This is a genomic window from Fibrivirga algicola, assembly GCF_011742925.1.
Lineage (GTDB): Bacteria > Bacteroidota > Bacteroidia > Cytophagales > Spirosomataceae > Fibrella > Fibrella algicola.
This window is the reverse complement of record NZ_WAEL01000001.1, coordinates 1-21,985: the sequence shown is the minus strand read 5'-3', so window position 1 is coordinate 21,985 and position 21,985 is coordinate 1. Positions and strand designations below refer to the sequence as shown.

The 21,985-nt window shown below is 52.7% G+C and carries 12 protein-coding genes; 9 read left to right on the top strand and 3 right to left on the bottom strand.

Annotation, left to right across the window (positions count from 1 at the left end; all coding sequences use genetic code 11):
• Nucleotides 1-66: 66 nt before the first annotated feature.
• From F7231_RS00060 to F7231_RS00050, 3 genes are all read left to right on the top strand, one after another.
• Nucleotides 67-1,176 carry an HlyD family secretion protein gene (locus F7231_RS00060; protein WP_085410631.1) on the top strand — a complete coding sequence of 370 codons (1,110 nt, stop codon included), beginning with the start codon at nucleotides 67-69 and terminating at the stop codon, nucleotides 1,174-1,176.
• A 60-nt stretch (nucleotides 1,177-1,236) separates the two neighbouring features.
• Nucleotides 1,237-2,796, top strand: coding sequence for a DHA2 family efflux MFS transporter permease subunit (locus F7231_RS00055; RefSeq protein WP_166690466.1), 1,560 nt, complete (start codon nucleotides 1,237-1,239; stop codon nucleotides 2,794-2,796).
• A 191-nt stretch (nucleotides 2,797-2,987) separates the two neighbouring features.
• The gene (locus tag F7231_RS00050; RefSeq protein ID WP_374757358.1) at nucleotides 2,988-4,220 is read left to right on the top strand and encodes a PQQ-dependent sugar dehydrogenase; all 1,233 of its coding nucleotides are present in this window, start codon (nucleotides 2,988-2,990) and stop codon (nucleotides 4,218-4,220) included.
• Between the two features lie 129 nt (nucleotides 4,221-4,349).
• On the opposite strand, the gene F7231_RS00045 is transcribed toward F7231_RS00050, so the two are convergent.
• Together F7231_RS00045 and F7231_RS00040 are read right to left on the bottom strand one after the other, a co-directional pair.
• Nucleotides 4,350-5,378, bottom strand: a complete 1,029-nt coding sequence (locus tag F7231_RS00045) for a T9SS type A sorting domain-containing protein (RefSeq protein WP_166690465.1) — start codon at nucleotides 5,376-5,378, stop codon at nucleotides 4,350-4,352.
• A 314-nt stretch (nucleotides 5,379-5,692) separates the two neighbouring features.
• Nucleotides 5,693-8,260, bottom strand: a complete 2,568-nt coding sequence (locus F7231_RS00040) for a cellulase family glycosylhydrolase (protein ID WP_166690464.1) — start codon at nucleotides 8,258-8,260, stop codon at nucleotides 5,693-5,695.
• 262 nt (nucleotides 8,261-8,522) lie between these two features.
• On the opposite strand from F7231_RS00040, the gene F7231_RS00035 reads away from it, so the two are divergent.
• Nucleotides 8,523-9,887 carry a M20/M25/M40 family metallo-hydrolase gene (locus F7231_RS00035; RefSeq protein WP_166690463.1) on the top strand — a complete coding sequence of 455 codons (1,365 nt, stop codon included), beginning with the start codon at nucleotides 8,523-8,525 and terminating at the stop codon, nucleotides 9,885-9,887.
• A gap of 121 nt (nucleotides 9,888-10,008) precedes the next feature.
• The gene (locus tag F7231_RS00030) at nucleotides 10,009-11,250 is read left to right on the top strand and encodes an acyltransferase family protein (RefSeq protein ID WP_374757357.1); all 1,242 of its coding nucleotides are present in this window, start codon (nucleotides 10,009-10,011) and stop codon (nucleotides 11,248-11,250) included.
• Nucleotides 11,251-11,354: 104 nt separating this feature from the next.
• On the opposite strand, the gene F7231_RS00025 is transcribed toward F7231_RS00030, so the two are convergent.
• The gene (locus F7231_RS00025) at nucleotides 11,355-12,797 is read right to left on the bottom strand and encodes a Gfo/Idh/MocA family protein (protein WP_166690462.1); all 1,443 of its coding nucleotides are present in this window, start codon (nucleotides 12,795-12,797) and stop codon (nucleotides 11,355-11,357) included.
• 337 nt (nucleotides 12,798-13,134) lie between these two features.
• Here F7231_RS00025 and F7231_RS00020 point away from each other — a divergent pair, with 337 nt between their 5' ends.
• The 4 genes from F7231_RS00020 to F7231_RS00005 all read left to right on the top strand — a co-directional run bounded on the left by F7231_RS00020 (nucleotide 13,135) and on the right by F7231_RS00005 (nucleotide 21,628).
• Entirely contained in the window at nucleotides 13,135-15,303 is a 2,169-nt protein-coding gene (locus tag F7231_RS00020; RefSeq protein WP_085410638.1) for a histidine kinase, read from the top strand.
• Nucleotides 15,266-15,910 carry a response regulator gene (locus F7231_RS00015; RefSeq protein ID WP_166690461.1) on the top strand — a complete coding sequence of 215 codons (645 nt, stop codon included), beginning with the start codon at nucleotides 15,266-15,268 and terminating at the stop codon, nucleotides 15,908-15,910. The genes F7231_RS00020 and F7231_RS00015 overlap by 38 nt, the downstream gene beginning before the upstream one ends.
• Nucleotides 15,911-16,176: 266 nt before the next feature.
• Nucleotides 16,177-17,202: a helix-turn-helix domain-containing protein gene (locus F7231_RS00010; RefSeq protein WP_166690460.1), complete on the top strand. Its 1,026-nt coding sequence runs from the start codon at nucleotides 16,177-16,179 to the stop codon at nucleotides 17,200-17,202.
• 406 nt (nucleotides 17,203-17,608) lie between these two features.
• Nucleotides 17,609-21,628 carry an SdrD B-like domain-containing protein gene (locus F7231_RS00005; RefSeq protein ID WP_166690459.1) on the top strand — a complete coding sequence of 1,340 codons (4,020 nt, stop codon included), beginning with the start codon at nucleotides 17,609-17,611 and terminating at the stop codon, nucleotides 21,626-21,628.
• Nucleotides 21,629-21,985: the final 357 nt, after the last annotated feature.

The window sequence follows — 21,985 nt, the reverse complement described above, 5'->3', positions numbered from 1 at the left end:
GTAATCAGTAGGCTGTACAGGTAATGAAGCAAGCCTACTGAGTCTATTTTCCACTTCAGTTAAGTCATGAACAAGACAACATTATTCCGCGTGGGGGGCCTCATTATTCTGGCGGTGGCGCTCGTTTTCGGGTACAGTGAATTCAGTTACCTGCGTCGCCATGAAACCACTGACGACGCCCAGATTGATGGCGACGTAAACCCGGTCATTCCCAAAGCTGGTGGGTACGTTAAAGCCATCCGGTTTAAAGACAATCAGTTTGTAAAAGAAGGCGACACCCTCGTTGTGCTCGACGATGCCGATTACCGCATCCGGGTAGCCCAGGCCGAAGCTGCACTGCAAAGTGCAATGGCCAGCGCGGGCGTAACACGGTCGAGCGTGAACGTGGCCTCGGCTACCATTCAGAGTTCACAGGCCGGGGTACAAACGGCGCGCAATCAGGTAGCTACGGCGCAGGCCAACGTAACAGCCGCCCAGGCAAGGGCGCGGAGAGCCAACCAGGATTTTGAGCGCTATAGCCGTTTGCTGGCCGAAAAAACCATTCCGCAGCAGCAGTTCGACGCCATTCAGGCTGAGCGCGACGCCGCCCAGGCCCAGTTGCTGGCGGCGCAGGCACAACTGCAAACGGCGCAGGCGCAGGTTAACGCCGCCGGTACGCAAACAGGCGTAACCAGTTCACAGCGCCGGGTTACCGAAGGGCAGATTTCGGTCGCGCAAGCCACAGTGAAGCAACGCCAGACCGAACTGGATATGGCGAATCTGCAACTATCGTACACGGTAGTGCGGGCCCCCATCTCGGGTATTGTCTCGAAACGCTCGGTTCAGGTCGGGCAACTGGTTCAACCCGGTCAGGCGCTGTGCTCTGTAGTTGGCAATTCGACGCTCTGGGTAACGGCCAACTTTAAGGAAACGCAGTTGAAAGAAATGAAGCCCGGTCAGCCGGTTGAAATCGACGTCGATGCGTTCGACGGGCAAAAGCTGATTGGGCATGTCGGCTCGTTTGCCGGCGCCACGGGGGCCAAATTTACCCTGCTCCCACCTGACAATGCAACTGGTAACTACGTAAAAGTGGTGCAGCGGGTCCCCGTTCGAATTGAATTGGATAAGACCACACCGCTGATTGCCAATCTCCGCCCCGGTATGAGCGCAACCGTGGCCGTGGATTTACAGAAATAAGCTACACGAGTTGCCTTGGCTTGTGTACCCCCAACCCAAGGCAGCTGACTACTCAGAAGTATGAAAAAGTTAGGTTTTGATAAGTGGGTCGTTGTGCTGACGGTAACAACGGCTGCCCTGCTGCAAACCATCGACTCGTCGATTGTGAACGTTACGCTGAACCAGATGATGGGGAACCTCGGCGCGTCGCTGGGCGACATTAGCTGGGTGGTAACGGGCTATGCCGCCGCCAGTGCGGTTATGATTACGATGTCGGGCTGGTTGACGGCCAAACTGGGTCGCCGGAATTACTTCGCGGCGTCGATTGTGCTCTTCACGATAGCGTCTGTTTTCTGCGGCACCTCTACCAACGTCTGGGAACTGGTATTTTTCCGCGTGGTGCAGGGTATCGGTGGCGGCGGCTTGCTGACAACGGCACAATCCATTCTGATTCAGACATTTCCGAAAGAAGACCTGGGCATTGCCAACGCTATCTTCGGGATGGGTGTCATCATTGGTCCATCGATCGGGCCAACGCTGGGCGGTTACATTACCGATAACCTGTCGTGGAACTGGGTCTTCTACATCAACATCCCCTTTGGCATTCTGGCTACCGCACTCACCTACGCCTACATTAAGGAACCGGCCGAGAAGATGGTGGCGGGAAGCATGGACTGGTTGGCCCTAGTGCTGCTGGTCATGGGTATTGGCGGGTTGCAGATCGTGCTCGAGAAGGGGCATGAAGAAGACTGGCTGTCGTCGGGCTTTATCGTAGGCATGTCGATTGCTGCGGGCATTGGTCTGATCGGGTTCATCTGGCGTCAGCTAACGGTCAGTATCCCGATTCTCGATCTACGGCTGCTTCGTCAGCGTCGGTTTGCGGTGGGTACGTTGTTCAACTTCATTCTCGGCTTCGGACTGTTCGCGTCTGTATTCATTATTCCGGTTTTCTGCCAGACAATCCTGGGCTTCACGGCCAGTCAAACTGGGTTGTTGCTAATGCCGGGGTCGATCATGACGGGAATGATGATGCCGGTGGTGGGCGGGTTGCTCAGCAAGAATTACATTTCCCCGGTGTGGTACGCAGCCATTGGGTTTCTGCTCTTCTTCGGTTTTTGTTTCGACCTGTCGAGCATCAGCCTTGTTGCCGGGCCGGATTACTTCTTCTGGCCGCTTATCGTTCGCGGTGTGGGTATGGGCATGATCTTTATCCCCCTGACAACAATTACGCTGTCAGATCTGAAGAGCATCAGCATTCCGCAAGGATCGGCCCTCACGGGTATGATTCGGCAGTTGGGGGGTACGTTCGGCACCGCGATCATGACGACCTACATTTCAACGCGCACTATGTTCCACGCCTCGCGACTGGGCGATAACGTGTCGATCTACAACCCGTTTTCAGTCGACCGGATCAAGCAGTATACCAACCTGTTTCTGTCGAAAGGGGATGCACTAGCCGCCGCCACCAGCAAAGCCTATGGCCTGATGCAAGGGTCGGTGATGCGCCAGGCGCTGGTGATGACTTACGCCGATGCTTTCCTGGTCATCGGCGGTTTCTTCCTGGTCTGCGTGCCGTTGCTGCTGCTATTTATCGGCAAGAAGATCGAAACCCCCGCTCACGTCGATATGGCGATGGAGTAATAATCGTTTTCGTTTGTGTTCAGGAAAGCCCTGCCGTCACGCAATTAGTCGCTGACGCAGGGTTTTTCTTTGTTCCAGACACGCACAAAATAGCTTGATTCAATAAATCTATTATACCTATAGAACATATGATACTGTTACTGGTTTGAAGATTAAAACAGTTTAATCCAGCTAGTACACTCAACGTAAACATGATGAACGCAGCACGTAGACCATTACTTTTAAGTGGCCTTGTCGTGGCCGCTTTATTGGCAGCCTGTAGTAAAGACGAGTTCAACGCCCAGATTCCGGAGACCAACAAAGAGCCAACCTCGGCTCAAATCGAGGGGAATGTATTTGAGCCAGCACTGGTACCAGCCACCGATCAGCGGATTGCCCAATTGCGGGTTCCGGCCGGCTTTACGATCGCCAAATATGCTGATTCACTGGGCAAGCCGCGCCAACTGGCGGTAAGTCCGGCGGGTCACGTGTACGTAACAAACCGCGAAACCGGTACTGTGACCCTCCTCCGCGATACGAATGCCGATGGCAAGGCCGATCAGAAACAGGTAGTAGCTACCATTAAAAGCGTCCACGGCATTACCATCAATAACGGGCAGATGTACCTGGCCACGATTAAAGAGGTATTTCGGGCACCTATCAACAGCAACGGCACGCTGGGCCAGCTTCAGCAACTGATCAACAACCTGCCCGACGCGGGTCAACACCCAAACCGGACATTGGCAATTGGCCCCGATGGGCTGCTATATATTACGGTGGGCAGCACCTGCAACGCCTGCGCGGAACCCAATCCCGAACATGCAACCATGCTCCGCGCCAATGCCGATGGCACGAACCGGACCGTTTTTGCCAGTGGTCTGCGTAATACCATCGGGTTTGGCTGGCATCCACAAACAAAAGCCCTGTATGGTTTCGACCACGGCATCGACTGGTTGGGCGATGAACAGCAGAAAGAAGAGCTGAACCTGATTAAGCAGGGCGCTTTTTACGGCTGGCCCTATATCTACGGCGATGGCAACTATAGTCCGCACCCCCGCCCTATGGGCGACACAACCTACGCCCAGATTTTGGCTAAAACTACGCTGCCAGCCTTATCCTACAATGCCCACGCAGCCCCGCTGGCGATGGTCTTTTACACGGCAACGAATGGGGCGAGTATTTTTCCAGCTGAGTACCAGAACGACGCCTTTGTTACAATGCGTGGCTCGTGGAACCGCTCGAAACCGTCGGGCTACAATGTGGTTCGCGTGCATTTTGAGAACGGCGTTCCAACCCGAATCGACGATTTCGTAACCGGTTTCCTGGTCGACAACAACAGATCGCAGTTTGGCCGGCCGGTTGGTATTGCCACATTACCCGATGGATCGTTGCTATTTTCGGAAGATAACAACGGGGTTATCTACCGGGTAAGTCGCCAGCAGTAAGGGCTTGTGCCTCATACTCCAGTAAAAACAGGAGCATTATATTCCAGAGGCTATTCAGGCCTCCCATAAAAAAAGCGATCAGGTACGTTTACCTGATCGCTTTTTTGTTTCTATGTTCTACACCGCAACCTATCGAATCAAGACGTTTACTACCCGCTTTTGCCCGTTGCTCTGTACTTCCAGTAGGTAAACCCCCAGCGGCAACGGACGTTGAAGCAGCACCTCAACGTCGTCTTGCCGACGCTCAATTTTACCGTCTATCGCCTGACCGGTTAGGGTTAACAGCCTCAGCGTTGCGTTATCAGCGGCGTTTCTGAGCCGCAGATGAATTCGGCTGTCGGAAGTAGGGTTGGGATACACCACTGCCACCAGCGATTCGGGGTCGACAACGACTGAAATTGGTTTGAAGGTCTGCTGAAGGCCAGTACGGTCAATCTGCCGCAACCGATAGTAGTTAATGCCGGGTAATGGTTGCTCGTCGGTCAGGCCATAATACTGGCGCGTGTCGGTTGTGCCTTTGGCGGCAACATCGCCCACGATACTGTACTCGCCAAGGTCAGTACTACGCTCCACGACGAAGCGATCGGCGTTCTGTTCTGAGGTGGTAGACCAGGCAAGTTGAACCCGATCGGCTTCGGCTTTGGCCGTAAACGAGAGCAACGTGACCGGCAACACTGCGTTGGCACAGGCTGGCGATGCATATGAAATGGTTCGGTTATTTAGCTGGTAACTACCATTGAATGGACCGCCGCATAGCTTATCTCCTACATTGATAATTGAGGCGTTGTTTCCTCCTTTTATAAAATTCGACGTCGTTCTGAGTATGATAACGGAGTTGATATTCAGTATCTCAAACTTGGTGCCTGCCCCGGCACCGCTGCCAAAATCGAGCGAGCCTGCTCCTGACACATCGATCGTGACCTGTCCCGTTATACGAATAGTGCTATAGTCGGGAAACAGAAGCGCATGATTGACATTGATCGTACCCGTAAAAGTTGTGTTTGCACCTATACCGGGTACAATCCCACAATCCCACACAGCTGGGTCGTTCCAGTAGCCTGCCTTATTGGTAGAACAGGTTTGCTGCGCCCACACGGATGAAATACCGAGTGTGAGGCTTCCTAAAGAGGTACATAGGAAAAGATATAGATACTTCATGGAGGACTGCGCTAACCGATGCTGAGTATATTACTCCGCAATATATACGCATTTTTACGCAGTAGCCCAGCCGTTTAGTAGATTCACAGAGGCCAGGGATAATTGCCAGGCCTTATCAGAAGCAGTAGAAGGAATCCTTATTAACCAATTGACTATCAATGTATTTTTATTGGCGAACTGACGAAGCCTATAGCAGGTACTACACGCCTGCGTTGCGGCGACTCCTTCGGCTTATCCCGCCAGACAGTCTGTGCCTGCCTGGCGGTTATACAGATACGCTTGAGTAAGCAGCCCGAACAAGCCTCGTTGCAACGTTACCGTTTCAGCCCAACATAATCCAGCCACATCGTGATAGGCCCGGTAGTTTGTCCAACCTGTATGTCTACCTTTTCGATGGTATCGATCGTAAACGTACCTACAGTTGCCGATTGAAACGTGAGCGACTGAAAATCGGGGTACGGACGCGGTAGCAGGGTTACGGCTGCGTTTGTCAGTTGGCTAAGTGGCACCTCAATTTCGCTCAGCTCTTGCGGCAGGGTAATCACAGTGGCGTAGGTACGTCCATTGTTACCGACCAGACTGATTGTAACGGGTACCGGCTGTGCCTGCCCCGATTTACCCCGGACCACCAGTTTCGTAAAACCACGCAATTCGGCGCGCCGACCCTTGATTTTATCACCGAAATAAAACTGAAAACCCATGGGCTGGCCACCCTGCGTTTTAGTGATGCTGGCTTTGAGCAGGAGTTGCGCAGGGTTCTCGTCGGGTACAAACGTAACCGTATTGGCGCGGTAATCGCTGTTGTTTATAATCAGCCTGGCACGGTCGGCGTTGGCTTCGAACAGGTTCAGGCGACTGTTGTCGGGGGTAATAACGGATTGGTACATGGCACCGGGCAGGTAGTCCCAGGCAGTCGGGTCGCCTGACTGCGCACCTGGGTATGCCCGGTAGTCGGTTCCTTTCTGCACGGTGATCCGGTAATTCAGCATCCCCGGCCTCAGCCAATCAGCGGGAATGGTGGCCTCGTAGCGGTAGCCCCCCACGCGCTGGAGCGGTAGTGTGCTCGACCGACCAGCCCCCACCGTATTTCGCAAGTCGACAGTCGCTTTATCGGCCGAGTCCAGACCGACGATGGTGGCTGATACGGTAAGCGGCTGTTGGGCTGACACTTCGCCGTAGGGCGTATGAACCACGATGGGCTCAGCATTGGCTGAAGCGACGGGGGCGTAAAATTCGTTCAGCCCCAATACTGAGTTAGGCAGAATCCTGGGCACCGAAGCACCGGCGGCTTTCAGTAGGTACGTGCCGGGCCGAATCTGAAACGCACCATTAGTGGCCGCTGAAGCGAAGGTGTTTCCCTCGTTTTGGGCCGTTACGGCAAACGACGTACCCAGGTCGGGTAGTGTAATACGCATAGGCCAGGTGGCGTAGCGGATAGTCGTCACTTCCTTTTTAAGCGACGGCTGCTCGAACGGATCTCGGATCAGTATGGCATCGGGCATTACTTCGAGTCGCCACACGCCCGCCCCTATCTTGTCCAGGAAATAAGCGCCGGTTCCCGCATAATTGACCACCGGCGAACTGCCCACACCCGCCACCTGCGTTAGCTTAGCCACGTTGACAGGCTTCGTCGATGTGGTGTTGGCGTAAACGAAGGCCCCGTCGCTGTTCATTTCACTTAGCGCCTGACTGTAGCTCAGCCGGAATGGCCCAAAGGTGGTGTCTTGCGGGTAGCTACCGTAGCTTTTGAACCGGGGCGTTTCGCGGAATACCCGGCCGGCAATGAGCATGCTGATGGCTTTCGACGGCGTATAGGCCAGGTTCAGGTAGTGCGTCTGGTATTCGGTGTTGGCGTAGGCCGTTACCATTGGGTCGTAGGCAAACTGGGTAGCCCACTGGAAACCCGCTCCCCGGAAGCTCCGCGCCATCGCCGGATACATGTAGGGCGCATACACATCGCCCGCGTCGAACTCATACACAATACGGGCCTTGTTTTTGAACGCGGGGATGGTATCGAACGGAATAAGGTACCGGTCGACGTGCAGCAACGAGTTACCCTGAATGGTGTGTCCGGCTACCAGGCCCAGCGGATACCACTGGAAGCTGAAGCCGTTTACGTCCGATTTTGCCACGGCGTCGGCATACCACGGGTTCTGGCTGATGTTGTAGAAAATGGGTTTATCCCAGCCCGTACTCCGGAGCGCGGCGTTCACCCGGTTGATGTACTGGGTTACCGTTGGCTTCGGCCCGGCGTGCGTGGGTTCGTTATTGAGTTCAACAGCAATCACGTCGGGGTCATTACCATACGTAGACTTGGTGAAAGGATTTACGTGCCGGAAAAACTGACGCACGTATTCCTCCTGCGCCTTTATCCCATTCTCGATCTGATTGACCTTACCCTTGCCGTACACCCTCGAAAAACCGGGGGTACGTTCGTCACGCTCGGGGTAGCCGTTACCCCAGTAGGCAATCGGCGTGATAATGACTTTGATGTGCCGCTTTTTGAGCTGCGCCACCAGGTAATCGAACAGTCGTAAGTGGTCGTTGTCGAGCAGATTTCCCAGCGAATCGCTGATTTCGGTATCCCAGACATGTACCCGGAACGCATCGGCGCCCATCCGGGCAATGTGGTACACATCCTGGTCGATAGCCGTTTCGGGTTTGGTATTCAGCGCCTTTACCGCCCGGTAGCCATAAGCGAACGGCAGGCAGTAATTGACACCGTAGAAAGCCGCTTCCTGGTTGGTTTTGGTATACCGGATCACCCCGGCTTTATCGACGTAAATGAGATTTTTGGGGTTAGGCTTTGTCTGGGCCAGCGTGCTGAACGCAGCGCAAACGAAGATTACCAGCAGACAGAATCGAGTGTGAAGCAACTTCATGAATAGGCGTTGATGAAACAGTATGGGTGATTTTTGCAGTGATGGTATTTTGCTGGTGCCGGGCACGACTCGCGAAGCAACAGGCGTCAGCAGCCGCTACACAGCACCCGTCAGGAAGAAAAGCGTATGGGCGTAGAGTTGGTTTCCTGGCGGTCGCATAGGCATAGACTTTCTGGCGGCAAGTGATAACCCGGCCGTTTTTTCATAGATTACCAGTCAAGAATCAACCTGAACGAGCAACGCTGTTTATCACCCCACGTCAATGAGAAAAGTAACTACCCTGTTTCTGCTTTGCCTCTCCTTATGCTCCTACGGCCAGAATGCCGACTCGGTGGCGATTCGCCGAATTTATAACGAAGCCCTGTCCAATGGGAAATCGCACGAATGGCTCCGCTACTTGACCCAGCAGATTGGCCCGCGGCTAAGTGGGTCGGCCGGGGCACAGAAGGCCGTCGACTGGACCAAACAACTTATGGAGCAGCAAGGGTTCGACCGGGTGTTTTTGCAGGAAGTGATGGTACCGCACTGGGTACGTGGTGCCAAAGAAGTGGCCTATATCCAGATTGGCAAGCAAAAAACGAACGTACCCATTGCGGCCCTGGGTGGCTCAGTAGCTACGCCCGCCAAAGGCGTTGAAGCGCAGGTGATCGAGGTAAAAAGCTTCCCCGAGTTGCGGGCATTAGGAGCCGAAAAGGTGAAAGGCAAAATTGTGTTCTTCAACCGGCCGATGGACCCTACCAAGACCATTACCTTCGATGCCTATGGCGGAGCAGTGGATCAGCGGGCGGGTGGTGCTACCGAAGCCGCCAAACTGGGTGCGGTTGGGGCAATTATCCGATCGATGGGGCTGGCGCAGGACGATTACCCACATACGGGCGGCACGCGCTACGGCACTGGTGTTCCGCTTATTCCTACGGCGGCCATCAGCACCAATGGTGCCAACCTGCTGAGCAAATCCCTGGCCGAAAACCCAACTCTGACCTTTTATTTCAAGCAGAACTGCGAGTCACTGCCCGACGCCAAATCATATAACGTAGTGGGCGAAATCAAAGGCTCGGAAAAACCCGACGAGATAATCGTGGTGGGCGGTCACCTCGACTCGTGGGATCTGGGCCAGGGGGCACATGACGACGGCACCGGCTGTATGCAGTCGATCGAAGTATTGCGCATCATGAAAACGCTGGGCATAAAGCCGAAGCGTACCATCCGAGCGGTGATGTTCATGAACGAAGAAAACGGCCTGCGTGGCGGCGTGAAATATGCCGATCTGGCTAAACAGAACAACGAAAAGCACATTGCCGCTATCGAGTCAGACGAAGGCGGGTTTACCCCCCGTGGTTTCGGCATCGTAGGTACCCCGCAACAAAAAGAGAAAGTACTCCAGTGGAAACCGCTGCTGGCACCCTATGGCCTGCACGACATTGGTCCTGGTGGCGGTGGTGCCGACATCGGGCCGCTGGTCAACATTGGTACGGTGCTGTTCGGCTTCAAGCCCGATTCGCAGCGGTACTTCGATTTTCATCACACCGCCGCCGACCGCTTCGAGATGGTAAACAAACGGGAGCTTGAACTGGGCGGCGCGTCGATGGCCGCACTCGTGTACCTGCTCGACACCTACGGACTGTAGATCAGCCTGTTGAGGGTAAGTCTTTGCCTGGCTGTGAGTAATAGTTGGGTGAGTTTTGCTTCGCGCTATAGGTTGAGTGCGAAGCAAAACCCCTGATCTGACATCTCCTCTACCCTTACCAATGGCAACTTCTTTACCCCACCACCCGGCCACCCTTTCTCACGCCGACCGACTCCCCAGGCAAGGCACATTTCCCGGCCCTCGATTGATGTCGATGGACGCGTATCGGGGATTCGTTATGCTGCTGATGGCCGGTGAACTCCTGCGTTTTTCTGATCTACACGAGGCCATGCCCACCAGCAGTTTCTGGGCATTTCTGGCCTTTCAGCAAAGCCATGTCGACTGGGCGGGCTGTTCACTGCACGATCTCATCCAGCCTTCATTCTCGTTTCTGGTGGGCGTAGCCCTCCCCTACTCGGTAGCAAGTCGACTAACACGGGGCGACTCGGTTCGGTCGCAATTCGGGCATGCCCTGCGCCGCTCGCTGATTCTAATTCTGCTCGGCATCTTTCTGCGCTCCATTCATAAAACGCAGACCTATTTTACGTTCGAAGACACCCTGACGCAGATTGGCCTCGGCTATCCGTTTTTATTTCTGCTTGGCAACGCCACGCCGCGCACGCAATGGATAGCGCTGGTCGGGGTGCTGGTTGGCTATTGGGTCGCGTTTGCGCTCTACCCCGCCCCCACGGCGGGTTTCGATTATGCGGCCGTGGGCGTGCCGGCCGACTGGCCGCATCACTACACCGGACTGGCCGCACACTTCAATAAAAACAGCAACCTTGCCTGGGCATTCGACACTTGGTTTTTAAACTTATTCCCGCGCAAATCGCCCTTTCTGTTCAATGGTGGCGGCTACGCTACGCTGAGCTTCATACCTACGCTGGGCACTATGCTGCTGGGGTTACAGGCGGGCCAGTGGCTGCGCTCGGCGCAACCGGGGCGGCTCATTGTTCGTCAGTTGCTGATTGCCGGGGCGGTTTGTATCGCACTGGGGCTGCTGCTTCACCTAACCGGCCTTTGCCCCATCGTGAAGCGCATCTGGACACCCGCCTGGACGTTGTTTAGCGGCGGATGCTGCTTTGGGCTGATGGCCTTTTTCTACGCCACCATCGACATTGCCAAACGCCGGAGTTGGGCGTTCTTCCTGACGGTTATCGGTATGAACTCGATCGCGATCTACTGCATGGTCGAGCTAATCAGTCATTTCATCACCGACTCGTTCTACATCCACCTCGGGCACGGCCCGTTTCAGATGTTCGGCCCAGCGTTCGAGCCGTTACTGGCAGGCGCGGCAACCCTCGGTGTCTTCTACCTCATTTTGCTGTGGATGTACCGCCGGAAGCTGTTTATTCGGGTGTAAATACGGCTGTCGTAGTGTTGTACTACCTATCGTGCCCTTCGATAAGTAGTACAATACTACGACAGCGCAACATACAACCAGTAACTACCTGAATCGTAGGTACGTTACTGCAGGTCAGGGTCCGGTCCTCTGAAGGCGTCTTTCTTCGACACAGTGGCCAACCTCACCGGCTTCCCTTCGCTAGCCGACTGGTAAATGGCTTCCATGATTTTCTGATCCTGCAAGCCCTCTTCACCGGGCGTAAAGGGTTGCTTGTTGTTCAGGATACAATCCGAAAAATGGTCTATTTCGGTAACAAACTGGTTTTTCTGGTTTACAATTGGCGTTTCTTTCCGCTCAATCATGCCATCGGCGCGGGCAGTTTCCATCTGAATGCCGTTGTACGAAAAGGCAGGGTCGAGGCCCATCCAGCCGCGTTCGGCCAGAATCCGGTACCTCCGCGACTCGTGTACGTTGTAGTGGGTGGAACAGTTAGCAATGACCCCGCTTGGGAACCGCATTTGCCACGACATCACTTCTTCAACCTCCCGGAATAGAGGATTTCCGGGTGTGCTGTACTGATAACCAAAGACTTCGGTTGGTTCTTCACCCAGAATAAACCGCGTTGTATTCAGGCAGTATAGACCAATATCGGGCAGGGCACCACCACCGGCCAACGCCTTGATATGACGCCAGTGCTGCGGATTAGCCGAACTCTGGCAATTCGACGCTTCAACGAACTTGGGTGCACCAAACTGCTTCGACCGGACCATATCACGGATCATCCGGTTGTTTGGTTCGTACTGAATTCGGTATGCTACCATCAGCTTCCGACCGGCCTTGTTGCAGGCATCGATCATGGCCTGCGCTTCCTTCGACGAGTTGGCCATGGGTTTCTCGCACAAAATATGCTTACCCGCCTGCGCTCCACGAATGGTATATTCGGCATGCATGGAATTGGGCAGCACAATGTAGATCGCCTGCACCTCCGGGTTATCTTTTAGCCGATCATATTGCTCGTAGCTATAGCAATTGCTTGCTTTAATGCCATACTGCTGCGCTACTTTTTGCATCTTCTCGGGGTTGCCGCTCACCAGCGCCACCGGCTTCGACTTCTTGCACTGGGCAAATGCCGGCAATAGCTCTTCCAGCGTCAGGTGACCTAAACCAATCAGCGCGTAGCCCACCCGCTGATCCATCGGTAACGGCGTAGGCGTAGGGGCCGATTTTCGGTCGACATCTGATTTCCAGGCTTCTAGTTCAATGGGTTTGTCGGCTTCTTTCGGCACCTTGGCAGGCGGCGAATACGGAGTCGATGACGGAATCTGCTGCCCGGTCGGCGATTGATAGACCGTTGACGGATTGGCGGGGTAACGTCCCCCCGGCTGGCTGGTTTTGCAGGAGGCTGCCAACCCACCAGCTACGCCAAGAGCCAACCCTTTCCCGGACAGGCGCAAGAAATCAGTTCGCGACAACGCAGTTTTCAATAAGTCGGTCTGTGTTGTGGCATTTTCCGGCAAATCCAGGCTGGTTTTTACCAGATGGAGCAAATGATCGATTTGTTTCATAACGCGAGCGCATTTACAGAAACAACCCGACCACTCTCATTTAGTTACGAAAAAGAGAGGTAGTACCAACGTCAAAAACTTACGGAGAAGCTGCGTTATTGATGGATCAGGCAACTGGGTTAGCTAACAACGATCGCTTTTTCAACACTCGCCATGACTATCTGGCTTGCGAAAAAGCGATCGCCGTTAACAACCAGTTGTCATAAAGCGACACAAAGAAGGATGGTGTGGATAGATAGAGCACAAATATGGCCGCTTACGTTGGGCAACGCTATACCTAGTTCGGGGTATATTTAGCGCTAAAGACTTCGTATCTTTTTGGCCAAATAGATGTCACATGGGTCCTCGTAACGCACTCTTCATCATGCTATTGGCTCTTTTGGCCATTCAGAGTATGGGGCAAGCCTCATTCCATCCTCTTCCAGAGCTGAACAGCTATCGGCGCGCTGACTTTGTTTACCTCGACAGCCTGTCGGGCCTGGCAAAAACGCAGTACCAACAGCTAACAGCTTTACCGCGCACTGCCAGGTACGACACGTTGCGCTACAAAGCCCTTTACTACCTGGGACGGCTCTATAAATCGTGGTATGGCCGACGAGACAGTACGCTTTATTTTGGGCAGGAGTTGGTAAATCAGGCTAAACAGGGGAAGAACCTGTTTTATGAGATCAACGGTAAATTAACCATCGCCGATTACTATCTGGCAGGTGAGCTAAGTCCGATGATGGCGCTCCGATTGAACCTGGAACTGCTGCCCCTACTGCCCCACGCAGATCCGTATTATGCCGTTTCCCGCTATCGAATACACGTCAATCTAAGTAAGCTCTATACTATATCCCGAGCCTACGACAGTGCCTTACACCATCTGAAACAGGCACAGACGTTATTGTCTGACGGTTTCGCGCATGTTGTACCAGCGACTACCCGATCCTTCCGGATAGAGATCAAACAGAGTTTAGGAAACGTCTACGACCAGATGAACAATTTCGCCGATAGCGAAAAGCAATACCTGGAAGCCGAAGCACTGTTGAAGCAAACCACGCTTGTGGCTAATTTGGGGTATATCTATGATGACCTGGCCGAACTCTACCTGAAATACAACCGATTCGAGTCAGCGCTGTTATACGGCAGTAAAGCAGAAGCCATCTGGGATCGGGTAAAACCTCAACATGAGTCGAAGGGATGGGGAACGCTTGCTTGTGCCTACGCTGCGCTTGGTCGTGATGATGCCGCTCTGGACTATGCGCACTGTGTGCTGCAACTTCCCAAACCACCTAAGTTTGTACTGGAGCAGACCTACATGGCTCTACAGCAAGCCTATGAACACCGGGGCGACTGGAAAAATCATGCGCTGTACTACAAAAAATACATTGAGGTACGTGATCTGATTACTGCTGGCCAGCATAGAAATGAAATGGCTACCATACAGAAACAGGCCGAATTTGACAGCATTACCCAGGCAAACCAACAAGCCCGCCAGTTACAGGCTCAGCGGTTGTTGACTGTTCAGAAGCAGTTCACGATCAACCAACTCCTGGCTAAAGCCGAGGCTGAGGCGCTTACCGAGCAGGCCACTATTAGTGAACAGAAGCGACGCCTGGAGATGGCACAGGCCAAAGCGCTACTGAGCCGACAACAGGTAGCACAGCAATCGCAGCAGCAGGATTTCGAGCAACAATCGCTTCAGCAACAGAATCGAACGCAGCAAAATCTTCTTTTCTACATAACCAGTGTCTCGCTGTTTATTGTGGGTATGCTGACCCTACTGCTTTATACGTCACAGCTCCGTAAGCGGCAGGCGGAAGCCGACCTGCGGCTAGCCAGCGAACGACGCGATGCCAACACCCGTATTATTCAAACCCAGGAAGCAGAACGGCAACGGATTGCTGCTGATCTGCACGATGAACTCGGGGGCACGCTGGCGACTCTTCGCCGTAGACTCGACGATATCCGTCAGCGGACAATTGATAAAAACGTGGAACGGGATTTTGCTGACGCGGAAACGCTGATTCAGAAAAGTAGTGACGACATCCGTCGTATTTCTCATAACTTGATGCCGCCCGAATTTGCCCGGATTGGCCTGCGCCACGCCCTTGAGCAACTTATACTGAGTCAGCCTGCGCATCCTACCAGGTTTACGTTTGTCGTATCGGGGACTGAGCATAAACTACCTATCGATACCGAGCTGAACACCTATCGAATTGTTTCTGAGTTAATTCATAACATACACAAGCACGCCCAGGCCAGCCGGGCAGCCCTGCAACTGCTTTACCGGGACGACCGGCTCACAATCACAATTGAGGACGATGGACTGGGCAGTGCACTCATGACCGAACCCTACAAAAACGGTGGAATTGGTCTAAAAACTAGTAGCTTACGAGCCGAGTATATCGGGGCAACCCTGTGGCGTGACCCGAGTGAGGCAGGTACCCTTGTGGTGCTTGATATTCCATTTACAACGCAGCGCTATGCCGTCCGCACCACTCTATCGAATTCTTTTAATTGACGATCACCGACTGTTTAATGACGGCGTCAAGAGTTTACTCGACAACCAGACTGATTTAGCGGTTTGTGGGCAGGTGTTCCAGGCACGCGATGCAATTCCGGCCGTTCAAGCCACGACACCTGATCTTGTCTTGCTCGATATCAACCTTCCCGGCAATAACGGTATCGACATCGGTAAACTGATCCTCACTCATCACCCAGCCAGCAAGGTGTTGATTCTGACGGCTTATAATCAACCTAAACTGCTGGAGGAGGTTCAGCGGGCGGGACTGCACGGGTATTTGCTGAAAGACGCCACCACAGCCGAAATGCTGCTCAGCATCAGAACCATACTGGGTGGAAAATCTTATTTTGATCCACGGGTTACCACCCCAGCCAATCAACCCGCCGACTCTGTCGATGATGGGTTTACCAAACGGACAAACTTAACCTTCCGTGAAGTAGAAATTGTGTCGCTTATTCGGGAGGGGTTAAGCAACGAGCAAATCGCCGACCGGATTCACCTCAGTGTGGAAACTGTGAAGACGCACCGTAAAAATATTCATTTCAAACTGGGCATCAACAAAGTGACCGACCTGGTTCGGTTCGCCATTGAAAACGGTATATAACGAGGGTTAGGCACGTTACTTCGGCCTAATTAACGGGCAAAGGATTACATTCCGGCAAGGGCTATCCCTATACTCACGCCTAATCATTTCTCAAACGCATTATACGATTTTTCTTTACTATGGCCGCTCTGTTTCTCATGCTGACGGTGTCAATTGCTGCGCCCTCTTCGGCATCGAATTTATAAACGGTAGCTGCTACTGACGGCCTTCAATCGCTAGGTGTGTTTATTCAAAAAGAATTATTTTAGCATAAAAAAAAGCGCTAGATGAGCAATAGTAAGCCTATAAATGTAGTAGAGTTCCCTCTTCAACCACTCACCCATCCCGCTTCATTTCACAACGAGGCCATACGCATCTTTAAGGCAACAATTAATGAAAATGGCAGCTATGCAGAGATGTCGAACAACTTTATTAGTGGTAGCTGTGAGGTCATCGCTCTTGACAAAGACAATTGGGCTTATATAGTGAATGTCACCTACAAAGAGGCAATAAAATACGTGTTCGAAAAAAAATACAAGAAAGATTGGCTCCACGTAATGCTCAGCCAGCCGAATAGTGGCACTTTTTTTTCACATATCGAATATTTAAAATCCGCAGGAAGCGAATCAGAGGCAGGGTCAATCCCGGAATATGGTCAGTACGAAGGTCGTTTTTTATATCAACCAGCCGGCTGCGTAAAATTTATTTCCCTGTTCATCAGCCAAAAGTGGCTCTCAGAAAAAACCTTAGACATCGATTTCAGCATTACTCAGCCAGCTACACTATTAAACCAATTGGCCATTAATAATTTAGATATCAACAACATATACAACAATCACAATATAGGAAACGTACTGGATGAAATAAAAGACCAATCTGATAAGGCACTAATCTGCAAAACAAACAAGCTCAATAAGCTAATAAATGACCTTGTAGCAACGCTTTTTCCTACCAATTATTTTGATTTATCGATCAAAAAACAACGGGAGATGAAAGGCATTATGGAAGCAGAAAGACTATTAGTCAGTAATTTCAGAATACCGCCGCCTACGCTTGACGAATTAGCTAAAGTCTCAGGGCTGAATAGAGTTAAATTTCAACAATTATTTAAAAAAACGTACGGCTTAAATTTCTATCAACATTATCAATTGGCTCGTTTTACGCATGCAAAACAACTAATAGAGAAAGAAAACTACAATATTTCTGAAGCAGCCTATACCGTAGGTTTTAAAAACTTGAGTTACTTCTCTATCAAATTTTTCGACATTCTGGGCGTGAAGCCCGCCGAATTGAAGAAAAAAAGCGCCGCCTGACTACACGCTCGTCTGTATTGCCCCATGCGGTGGCGATACAGCTTACGCTTTAGTTATTCATTTTCGACTACAATACGTTTATTTTGGTATAAAGTACTGGAATAGAAATAGCTATAAAAGAGGAGAAAGCATCGCTTCGACACAACTCCTTACCATGTATATTCCAGCATTACTTTACACGTCCTTTACGCCAAAAGCAAGATCCACACCGGCCCTATTTTACGCAACAATACGGCTAAATCTGCGCTATGCCGCTGGCCCTCATTTAGTTAACAACCTACTGATCATACTAATTTGGTCAGCCACATTACTTCAGGTAGATGCGTTGGCTGAATCACCAGTTATCACGTCAGACAGGCCGGTAAAATTACCAGCGTTCGCGAAGTTCAGTGCATCAACTCGTGCGATGCAACAACTACCTACTCTGGCCTGCGCCATAACAATCAACCGGGTAGTAGTATCGGGATGCTATTCAGTCAGCGGAGTCAGCAAGGCAACAGTCAGTGTGGAAGTGGGTTGGCAGGAAGTAACTGCCGGGGCAAAGATCATTGTTACCCTAAGCGACTCGCCCGGTTTGACCAACCCACAATCCAGAACAATAACCCCCGGTGCCTACAACACCACCAGTGGCGACGGGACTATTGTAACCCCGCAGGTGGTGTCCTTTGAGGTCAACGCCGACGGCTCGACCAAAGCGATACAGGCATTTACGGGTAACACGTATGCCGGTTCAAGCTGTCGGGTTGAAACCTCCGCAGGTATCCCGCCCGCCTGCCCGCCAACGCTTTGCACCAGTGGCATGCTGGGAGGCACGGTTTTCAATGATTACGACAATAACGGAACCAAAGGAACGGGCGAAACGGCCGGTATCGCCAACGTGCTGGTAAAAGCCATAACCTGTGTCGGAACCTCCTACACAGCCACTACTGATGCCTTTGGCAAGTACACCATGAACGTACCTGTCAACCTGTACCCGGTGCGGGTCGAATTTGGTAATTTACCGGCTTATGCCGGCCAGGGCACCCTAAACGGCATAGATGGCCGCACAACGGTTCAGTTTGTAACAGCGCCTGATTGCACCGTCGATTTGGGAATACTCGATAATAATGACTACTGTCAGGCTACGCCAAAACTCATAATTCCGTGCTACGTCTACGGCGATCCGCTACCGGGGAGTAGTACGGCTGGTCAGCTAGAGGCCCTGGTTGCGTTTGACTACGGCACATCGGGTGGTAAAGACATGTCGAAGATTACCCCGCTGGCGGTAGCAAAAACAATTGGTACAACCTGGGGCGTAGCCTATGATAAGTACCGTAAAAAAGTATATACCTCGGCTACTCTGAAACGCCATGCCGGACTGGGCCCTCTGGGGCTGGGCGGCATTTACGTAACCGACATGGTTTCGCAGACAACAGGGGCGTTTATCGATGTAGCGGCGGCCCCACTTAACATCAACGTTGGGGCTTCGGTAGTCGGCAATCCCTGGTTTGGGGTAACCAACGCCAGCCGTGGACTGACGACAGACGCCACGGCGGCCAGCAATGACCCTCTATCATTTACTGCCATTGGCAAAATAGGGATCGGTGACCTGGAAATTTCGGAAGACGGAAACTCGCTGTATTTCGTCAACCTCTTCGACAAAAAACTGTATCAGCTATCTATCACGGGGGCTACGCCAACACTGGTGGGTTCCTGGGCAATTCCTGATCCCGGCTGTGCAGGCGGTGCAATGCGGCCATTTGCCACGAAAGTGTATAAGGGTAAGGTGTATGTGGGATCGGTTTGCGACGCCTTCACATCGCAAGACAAATCGAGTCTTCGCGCGTATGTCAACGCCTTCAACGGCAAAACGTTTAGCCCCGTTTTCGATTTTCCGCTGACGTACCCGAAAGGTGCAGCCCAACTGGCGGCGGCTTTTCAACCCTTTACAGGCTGGTACGCCTGGACTGACAGTTTCAGCGCGATCAATACGGGGGCGCAAAGCAGCAGCATTACGCAGCTGATTCACCCACAGCCAATGCTATCGGATATTGAGTTCGACATCGACGGCTCCATGATCTTGGCCTTTGGTGACCGGACCGGCTTACAGACTGGCTACAGAAACTATGACCTCACCAGCACAACCACGCTCTACAGTGGCGTATCGGGCGGCGATATCCTCCGGGCTGCTTTGACCAGTACAGGTACGTATATTCTGGAGAACAACGCCAGTGTACCGGGCTTTACCGGAGCAGGAGCCAACAATAACCAGGGACCCGGTTTTGGTGAATTTTATAATGACGATTTTCTGGGCTCTACGGGTGGTGGACTGCACGCCGAAATTGCGTTTGGAGCACTGGCCCTGAAACCCGGATCGGGCGAAGTAATCATTTCCTGTATGGACCCGGTAGACCGCAATATTGGCGGACTAACCCAGTCGGGCGGTATACGTTACCTCAGCAATACGACCGGACGTTCGCCGAGCGGACTGGCGATGGGATTCATTCTGTACAATTCAGCACCAACCTCAAGCACGGCTACCGACGAAAGTGTGGGTACGTTTGCCAAAGCCACCGGTCTGGGCGACATGGAAGTAAGTTGCGACCTGCCCTTATATCTTGAAATTGGTAACCGTGTTTGGCTGGATAGCGATGGAGACGGCGAACAGGATGCCTGCGAACAGGCACTGGCGGGCGTGACTGTGGCGCTGTACCAGAATGGTCAATTGGTAGCGTCGACGACCACGAACCAGAATGGAGAGTATTACTTCACCAATAACCCACAGTCAACGTCGGCCGTGTCAACAACGGTTCTTTTGCCTGCCACTGCCTACCAACTTGTGTTTGGTACAGGCGGGCAGTTCACGGCCAACAGGCTCACGGCGAACGGGGGTAGCTACCAGCTTACGGTGGCCAACACTACAGGCAGCAACCAGACTGATGCCACTGACTCAGATGCCCAACTAGCCACGGTGAATGGTATAACGGCACCCGTAATCAGTCTCACAACGGGCAGTTACGGCACCACCAACCACACCTACGATGTGGGCTTTATTTGTGCCACGCCAGCCACCGTGGCCTCGGTAAGCGTAACACCGGCAAGTTGTGACCTGACAACCAACACCGGTACTAACGACGCACGAATTACCCTCAGCGGAATTTTAAACGCCGACAAAGTGGCGTTGGTAGCAGCAGGACAAGCTATTCCGTCATACACAGCAACTATAAATACGGCTGTTCTCGCTAGCAGTGCCTCACTAACGGGCATCAGTAATCCAATATCGAGCAGCGGAACGTCGTACAGCGTGGTACTCTTCAACGGGCCAGACTGTGCGACAACCATACTGTCGGTCAACGTACCCAGAGCCAACTGTAGCTGCGCCCTGACCGTGACGGCAAGTGCTGGCAACTGCAATCCGGTTACTAATGCCTATACGCTGACCGGCATGCTCTCGCTGACGAATACACCAGCTGGCAACTTCACCATTGCCAACGGATTGCGGGCAACCATTGTGAGTGTTACAGCGGGGCAGACCAGTCTGGGCTTTTCACTCACCGGTTTACCCAGCACGGGAACAAACCAAGTAGTCACGGTCACGTCATCGGGCACGGCCTGTGGTACTGTCAGCGCATCGTACGTTGCCCCGGCTTCCTGCACGATAGCGGCAAGCATTTCGGTGAGTTCGGTAACGGTGTGTTACGGAACAAGTGTTACACTCGTTGCCAGTGGCTGCGTTGGCACGGTGACCTGGTCAGATAGTTCAACGGGCACGACCCTGGTTGTACCCAACCCAACCAGCACTACCAGCTACACGGCTACCTGTACCACTGTCACCCAAACGGCTAGTGCCATAGGAACGGTGACGGTCAACCCACAACCAGTGCTAACGCTCAATTCAGCAACCGTCTGCGCGGGCTCATCACTTACGCTACTGGCAGATGGTTGCCTGGGCGGAACCGTCCACTGGTCAACAGGTGCGACTACGTTTGCACTTGTTGTGACACCATTAGTTAGCACCTCCTACTCGGCTACCTGTACCCTGCCAACAGGCTGTTTATCGATCGCTACAACAACCGTGACTATCAATCCCGTACCGAACTCCAGTCTGGAGCCCAGAGTGACTATGGCCACCTGTTTGGGCACCACAGCCCGGAACGATGCCAGAATTGATTTGACCGGTTTGGCCAACTGTGAACGGGCTGACATTGTACCGGGCAGTAGCTACAGCAACGGACCTGCCTACGGGTCAACCAGTAACAAAATAGTGGTGAATGGGTCAGTTAGCTTTACCGATTTACCGAATCCGGCTACACCGCAACCCTATACCATACGGCTGTATAGCGCCAACGGAAAGTGCTACACAGACATCCCGGTACTTGTTAACCCAACCACGTGCGACTGTGCCGTAAAGAATTGCATCCCCATCCTAATCGGGCGAATTAAGTAACCAGGATGATTCAATGAGAATCGTCGGGCCAATCACGACAACGGCGTATTCGGTAAGTACGCCAGGTACGTATGCGGACGCACCGACGGGTTGATCCACTACGGTTGGTACTCTCCACAGTGACGTAACCACAACCGATGAGTAGTCACAGGGCCTTCACAGGCGGCTATCACTCGCCAACGGACCTCAGTCTACTCCCTGACCATTCGAGACATCACTAATACCAGTATGAACACCGGCTGCCGCAGCACCCGCCTCACAGGGCAGGCACCCCCTTGCTCGTCCTGTTTGCCAGACGCTTGTAAACCAATCCAATTAAACAAGCAACAATAAATCAAAAACAGTTACATGAAAACT